The sequence below is a fragment of the Sporosarcina sp. NCCP-2716 genome (genome assembly GCF_023707985.1).
GTDB lineage: Bacteria > Bacillota > Bacilli > Bacillales_A > Planococcaceae > Sporosarcina.
The window spans coordinates 62,581-69,339 of record NZ_BRCF01000002.1; the positions used below are offsets into that span (position 1 = coordinate 62,581).

General features: G+C 53.3%; 6 protein-coding genes. 1 reads left to right on the forward strand and 5 read right to left on the reverse strand.

Annotation, left to right across the window (positions count from 1 at the left end; translation table 11 throughout):
- Nucleotides 1-8: 8 nt before the first annotated feature.
- From NFU03_RS04065 to NFU03_RS04085, 5 genes are all read right to left on the reverse strand, one after another.
- Entirely contained in the window at nt 9-971 is a 963-nt protein-coding gene (locus tag NFU03_RS04065) for a siderophore ABC transporter substrate-binding protein (protein WP_251636872.1), read from the reverse strand.
- A 28-nt stretch (nt 972-999) separates the two neighbouring features.
- Nucleotides 1,000-1,761, reverse strand: a complete 762-nt coding sequence (locus tag NFU03_RS04070) for an iron ABC transporter ATP-binding protein (protein ID WP_251636345.1) — start codon at nt 1,759-1,761, stop codon at nt 1,000-1,002.
- Nucleotides 1,758-2,708 (reverse strand): iron chelate uptake ABC transporter family permease subunit, encoded by a 951-nt coding sequence (locus NFU03_RS04075; RefSeq protein WP_251636347.1) that lies wholly within the window; start codon nt 2,706-2,708, stop codon nt 1,758-1,760. Before NFU03_RS04075 ends, NFU03_RS04070 begins: the two co-directional genes overlap by 4 nt.
- On the reverse strand, nt 2,701-3,651 hold the full coding sequence (locus NFU03_RS04080; protein ID WP_251636349.1) for an ABC transporter permease: 951 nt from the start codon (nt 3,649-3,651) through the stop codon (nt 2,701-2,703). Before NFU03_RS04080 ends, NFU03_RS04075 begins: the two co-directional genes overlap by 8 nt.
- A gap of 243 nt (nt 3,652-3,894) precedes the next feature.
- Nucleotides 3,895-4,758: a DUF6612 family protein gene (locus NFU03_RS04085; protein WP_251636351.1), complete on the reverse strand. Its 864-nt coding sequence runs from the start codon at nt 4,756-4,758 to the stop codon at nt 3,895-3,897.
- Nucleotides 4,759-4,977: 219 nt separating this feature from the next.
- On the opposite strand from NFU03_RS04085, the gene NFU03_RS04090 reads away from it, so the two are divergent.
- The gene (locus NFU03_RS04090; RefSeq protein WP_251636353.1) at nt 4,978-6,696 is read left to right on the forward strand and encodes an ABC transporter ATP-binding protein; all 1,719 of its coding nucleotides are present in this window, start codon (nt 4,978-4,980) and stop codon (nt 6,694-6,696) included.
- The last annotated feature ends 63 nt before the right edge of the window (nt 6,697-6,759 follow it).

The window sequence follows — 6,759 nt, forward strand, 5'->3', positions numbered from 1 at the left end:
TGCGCTGATTATAGTCCTGCTTCCACTTCGTCTATCATTTCTTTCATGGACTGCAGTCCGCCGCCTGAAAGGTACCAATACTCCCCGTTCAGATAGACGATTTTGTCGTTTTCAAAGGCTTTCGTTTTCTTCACGAGATCGTTCTCGATCGCATTTTTCGCATTGTCCCCCTGGCCGATCGCCGCATCGCGATCGATGACGAACAAGACATCCGGATTCGTTTCGAGAATGTATTCGAACGTAATGTTCTGTCCATGTGTGGACGCTTCGATTCCTTCATCCGCTGCCGGGAATCCGAACACATCGTGGATCAGGCCGAAGCGGGAGCTCGGTCCGTACGCACTGACTTTCCCTTCACTTGCAAGGACGATCAGCGCTTTGCTGTCTGTCTCTGATGTTTTAGCCTTGATCTCTTCAATCTTTTTGTCCACTTGTGCCATTTCATCTTTCATTTCGTCTTCTTTGTCAAAGACTTGAGCTACGATATCCATGTTGTGTTTAAATGAATCCATATAGTTAGCTGAATCAATGCCGACAAAGATTGTCGGAGCTATCTCTTTAAACTGGTCATAGAGATCCGCCTGGCGACCGGAGATGAAGATGACGTCCGGCTTCATGGCATGCAGTGCTTCGAAGTCAGGCTCTTTCAAGCTTCCGAGGTTCGTGTAATCGGATGACTTGTATTTTTCGAGATACGCGGGGATCGTCGCCTGCGGCAGTCCCGCTACATCGATTCCGAGTTCGTCAAGTGTATCCAGAACGCCGAAGTCGAACACAGCCACTGTTTTCGGTGTGCCTTCGAGTACCGCTTCCCCGAGTTCGTGCTTGATGGTCAAGTTTTTCGTTTCGCCTGCTGCGGAGCTGTCCGTATTGCCTTCTGCCGCCGGTTTCTGATCCTCATTTTTCGAGCCGCATGCTGCAAGGACGAGCAGCAGTGTAAACGTAAGCACAAATAGGGATAGTTTTTTCATGGTCATGGATTCGTACCTTCCTTTTCGTTTAAGAGTTGAAATAGACGCATATTCTGCAGTTGTTCATCTGCTGGATCGGGATATCCATATCGTAGATTTCCCGCAGCGACTCGGAATTGATAATGTCATTGGTCGGTCCGTCCTTGACGACCTGGCCTTCTTTCATGGCTACGATACGGTCCGAGTAGACGGACGCGAAGTTGATGTCGTGCAGGACGATGACGACCGTCTTGCCGAGCTCATCGACGAGCCGGCGCAGGATCTTCATGATCTGAACGGAGTGTTTCATGTCCAGGTTGTTGAGCGGTTCGTCCAGCAGGATGTAGTCCGTGTCCTGGGCGATGACCATGGCGATGAACGCCCGCTGCCGCTGCCCGCCGGACAACTCCTCCAAGTACTGATGCTGCATATCCATGAGGTCCATGTAGTCGAGTGCCTGGTTAACAATTTGGATGTCTTCCGATGTCAGCCGTCCCTTCGAATGCGGAAACCGTCCGAACGAGACGAGTTCCCGGATGGTCAGCCGGACATTCATGAAGTTCGACTGTTTCAGGATCGACACCCGCTTCGAAAACTCGTTCGACTTCATCTTCTTCGTATTGCTGTTGTCCACGAGCACTTCACCTGTGTCCGCATCGAGCAGACGGCTCACCATGGAGAGCAGGGTCGATTTGCCGGCTCCGTTCGGTCCTATGAACGACGTGATTTTACCCGGATGGATATCGACGTTCACCTTCTCAACGACTGCTTTGCTGCCGTAAGACTTTGTCAGTTCCCGTACTTGGATCATGCAGATCGACTCTCCTTCAATAGTAAGTAGATGAAGTATGCACCGCCGGCGAAGTTGATGATGACGCTGAGCGTGGTGGAGAAGGTGAAGACCCGCTCGACGACCCACTGCCCGCCGACAAGGGCGATGATACTCAGGACCGAGGCACCTGCGACTAGAACCGAATGTCTGTATGTCTTGAAAAACTGGTAGGACAAGTTGGCGACGATCAGGCCGAAGAACGTGATCGGTCCGACGAGCGCCGTCGAGACGGCGATCAGTACGGACGACAGGATGAGCATCATCTTGACGATCTTGTCATGGTCGACACCGAGATTGATGGCGGTGTCGCGGCCGAGTGACAGGACGTCGAGCTCATTGAACTTCCGCCAGCCGATGATCAGCGAGACGATGAGGATGCCGAGCGCCCACCAGACGAGGTCTCCGTTGATGTTATTGAAGCTTGCGAACGTCTTGTCCTGGACCCGCAGGAACTCGTTCGGGTCGATCAGCACTTGCAGGAACGTCGAGATGCTCTGGAAGAACGTACCGACGATGATCCCGACGAGCAGCAGGAAGTAGATCGGCCGCTTCCCGGCTTTGAACAGGAACTGATAGAGCAATAGCGCAAACAGCACCATCGCGCCGACTGACAGCACGAAGTTCACTTGCTTGTTCACGATTGTGACGTGTGTGGAACCGAGGAAGAAGATCAGCACGGTCTGAAGCAGGATGTACAGGGAATCGAGTCCCATGATACTCGGCGTCAGGATCCGGTTGTGTGTGATCGTCTGGAAGATGACCGTCGAGTAGGCGATCGCCACTCCTGTCAGCGCCATCGCCAGCACTTTGATGGCCCGGCGCGGCAATGCGTAATCATAACTTCCATTCAGCCCCTGGAACAGGTACAGCACTGAAAATACAGCAGCGAGAACTATGAGGATTCCGAGTTTCGTCCGATTACGCATACGCCTTCCTCCTAAACAGCATATAGAGGAAGATCGCACTGCCGATGACGCCGACCATCAGACTGATCGAAATCTCATACGGATAGATGATCACCCGTCCGAGAATGTCGCAGATGAGCAGGAAGATGGCACCGAGCATCGCCGTGTGCGGAAGCGTCCGCTCGAGATTGTCCCCTTTCAGGATCGAGACAATGTTCGGGATGATCAGCCCGAGGAACGGGATGACACCGACCGTCAGCACGACAGTGGTCGTAATGAGCGCAACCAGGATGAGACCGATGTTGACGATCCTCCGATAAGCAAGCCCCAGGTTCTTCGAGAAATCCTCTCCCATACCCGCCACTGTAAACCGGTTGGCGTACAGGTACGTGATGATGAGGACGGGGATACTTATGTACAGCAATTCATACCGGCCTTTCATGATGAGTGAAAAGTCTCCCTGCAGCCAGGATGCCATGTTCTGGATGACGTTCGCTTTGTAGGCGAAGAATGTCGTGATGGACGACAGGATGTTCCCGAACATGAGCCCGACGAGGGGAATGAAAATTGCATCTTTGAATTTGACTTGATCTAATATTTTCATGAACAGCAGCGTTCCGCCGAGTGCAAAGGCGAATGCTACGAGCATCTTCTCGATCGTCGATGCATTGGTGAACAGCAGCATCGAGACGAGGATACCGAGTTTCGCAGCATCGAGTGTGCCGGCAGTCGTCGGGGAGACGAACTTGTTGCGGCTCAGCTGCTGCATGATAAGACCTGTAATACTCATGCCAGCGCCGGCAAGGACGATTGCAAGCAATCTCGGCAGGCGGCTGATGAGGAAGATCTCCGTCTCCTCAGAGCGGAAATCGAGCAGGTCCTTCGGTGAAATATGACTCACTCCCACGAACAGCGAAAGCAGTGAGAGGAGGATTAGCGCGACTATCAAATAACGTTTCTTCATGAAGAACTCCGATATCCAGATATTTGCGGACTCGATCTGTTTAAATGAAAACAATTATCAGTTAGCCGCAAATCCCATTATAGCAAATCGCTCTCGGAAGTCAACTGATAACTGAAAACGATTCTCATTGACTTTGAGAACAGATGCACTGCAATCCCGGCTTCAGCGCATAGAAAAAGAGCCGCCCCGGAAACGCTTTGCCTGCTGCGTTTCCGGGACAGCTCTTCCATGCTCCCTGCTCAATCATTCATCCATCGAGAATGCGTTGTCGATCACTTCCTGCGGGATATCGAACGGTTCGACCTCGTCGATTTTCGAAATGTCCGCGTTCAGCGTCTGGAGGGCGACTGTGCGGTAGCCGCCGATATCCATGATTGCGTCGAGCTGCATATCATACGAATCGGTATAGTACGTATCCTTGTCGATATACAGCGTCAAGTCGATTTTCTTCACATCGATATTACTGAGACCGTCTTCCGATACATCGGCTGCTTCCTGCTCCATCAGTTCCTTCAGCAGATCGCTGAACTCTTCACCGGAAGCCTTGAAGTGGAGGACATACTGGTCATCCTTCTCTTCGAGCGTGAACTTGTCTTCGAATTCCTGGAACACTTCCAATTCGATCATAGCGTTCGAGCTTTTCATGTCAGTGAGGATCTCGTCCTGCATTTCAGGCGGCACACTGAGCCAGCCGCCCTCCATGTCATCCATCTGCATATACAGTTCGCCGTCCTTGGCGTACATCTCCATATTCATGCTTTCATCCGTGTCACTCGTCATATCCAATGTCTGGTGGAGCGTCAGCGGCTCCGTGATGACATCCATTTCGATGGTCATCTTGTTTTTCATGCGCATCGAGTCATCATCCACCACTTTCATGTTCTGATCGATCGTCATCTTCCCGTGGAGGCTCTTGATGGACTCGGACACTTCCATCGTTTTCCGGAAGACGTCCTTGGCAGTCTGTTTGTCTTCTTTCTCCTTCACCGACTTCGCACCCGTGTCAGCAGCTGGAGCGATCTCTGTCTTCGGAGTATCGGCGGATCCGCAAGCCGACAGCGTCAGTGCCAAGAGGGCTGCTGAAGCAGCTTTCATCCATTTATTCATAAAATCATCTCCTCTTCTCATTTGTCGTTCTGCCTATTCTTACTGACTATAGCTCATATAGTTTCATAATTTGCTGAAACTCTTTAAAATCCGCCTTTCTTTCCAGGCGATTTTTTGTGCCAATAGTCCCCCTACCGGAACTTTCCGAAATTTTTGTCGAACTTTCCGCTCAATTGCTGTATACTTGCCCGTACATTGCATAAAAAAAGGACGAGAGCCATGCTAAAACACTTTTTCTCCTATTACAAACCGCATCAGCGGCTGTTCATCATCGACTTTTCGAGCGCCGTCTTTGTCGCGCTCCTCGAACTCGCATTCCCGGTAGCTGTCCAATGGTTCATCGACAGCCTCCTCCCTGACGGAGACTGGGGGAAGATCATCACGGTCAGTATCGTGCTGCTTGCCGTCTATCTGTTCAGCACACTCCTCCAATATGTCGTCAGCTACCTCGGCCACAAATTGGGCATCAACATCGAGACGGACATGCGGGAGGAACTGTTCACCCACGTCCAGCGCCAGTCGTTCCGGTTTTTCGATAATACAAAAACCGGGCACATCATGACGCGGATCACGACGGACCTGTTCGATATCGGCGAGCTCGCCCACCACGGCCCGGAAGACGCGTTCATCGCCGTCATGACGGTGCTCGGCGCGTTCGGCATCATGTACACCATCAACCCTGAGCTCGCGCTGATCGCGATCGTCATGGTGCCGGTGCTGATCGTCCTCGTCGCGTTCTGCAATAAGCGCATGAACGCTGCCTGGCTCAATATGTACGGCAAGATCGCCGAAGTGAACGGACGCGTGGAGGATTCGGTGTCAGGTTCGCGCGTCGTCAAGTCATTCACGAACGAAGACTTCGAGCTGTCCCGTTTCCGCCGGGACAATGGGAACTTCCGGACAGCCAAGCTTGTCGCTTATAAAGTAATGGCATGGACGACGTCATCCATCTACATGATGACCCGTCTCGTGACGCTCGTGATCCTCGTCGTCGGCGCCTGGTTCACATTCCAGGGGAAACTGTCAATCGGGGAACTCGTCAGCTTCATCTTGTTCATCAATATCCTCATCAAGCCGATCGACAAGATCAGCGCGCTGCTGGAATTGTATCCGAAAGGGATGGCCGGTTTCAGCCGGTTCCGCCAGCTGCTGGAGCAGGATCCGGAAATCACGGACCGCCGGGATGCCGTCGAGGTCCCCCATCTGCGCGGGGATATCACGCTGGATGATGTGACGTTCGGCTACGACGGCGGCAAGCCAGTGCTCAACGGTCTCAGCCTGTCGATCCGTTCAGGGCAGACCGTCGCGTTCGTCGGTCCTTCGGGTGCCGGCAAGACGACGATCTGCTCGCTGATCCCGCGCTTCTACGATGTGGACGGCGGCCGGATCACGATCGACGGCATCGACGTCCGCGACATGACGCAGCGGTCGCTGCGCCGGCAGATCGGCATCGTGCAGCAGGATGTCTTCCTGTTCACGGGCACCGTCAAGGAGAACATTGCATACGGCGATCTGTCCGCGCCGGACGAAGCGATCTATGCAGCTGCGAAACGGGCACATCTCGAAGAGTTCATCAGCAGCCTGCCGGACGGCTATGACACCCAGATCGGTGAGCGCGGCCTGAAATTATCCGGCGGCCAGAAGCAGCGTCTCGCCATCGCCCGTATGTTCCTGAAAAACCCGCCGATCCTCATTCTGGATGAAGCGACGTCCGCGCTCGACACCGAGACGGAACGCATCATCCAGGAGTCGCTCGCGGAGTTGTCCGAGAACCGGACGACTCTCGTCATCGCCCACCGGCTCGCGACGATACGCGATGCGGACCGCGTCATCGTCGTGACGCCGGAAGGGATCGCAGAGGACGGCGGCTATGCGGAACTCGTCAATCAGGACGGCATTTTCGCCAAGCTGCACGCAAATCAGTTCAAAGAGGTTTAACTCTTCCGGGAGCGGGCATACTACTACTATCCCACCCCCTTTCTCTTATAGAAAACAGGACGG

Bases quoted from the DNA above. Each gene is read 5' to 3' on its own strand.
- NFU03_RS04090 (WP_251636353.1), top strand. From the start codon at position 4,978: ATGCTAAAACACTTTTTCTCCTATTACAAACCGCATCAGCGGCTGTTC.
- NFU03_RS04065 (WP_251636872.1), bottom strand. From the start codon at position 971: ATGAAAAAACTATCCCTATTTGTGCTTACGTTTACACTGCTGCTCGTC.
- NFU03_RS04070 (WP_251636345.1), bottom strand. From the start codon at position 1,761: ATGATCCAAGTACGGGAACTGACAAAGTCTTACGGCAGCAAAGCAGTC.
- NFU03_RS04075 (WP_251636347.1), bottom strand. From the start codon at position 2,708: ATGCGTAATCGGACGAAACTCGGAATCCTCATAGTTCTCGCTGCTGTA.
- NFU03_RS04080 (WP_251636349.1), bottom strand. From the start codon at position 3,651: ATGAAGAAACGTTATTTGATAGTCGCGCTAATCCTCCTCTCACTGCTT.
- NFU03_RS04085 (WP_251636351.1), bottom strand. From the start codon at position 4,758: ATGAATAAATGGATGAAAGCTGCTTCAGCAGCCCTCTTGGCACTGACG.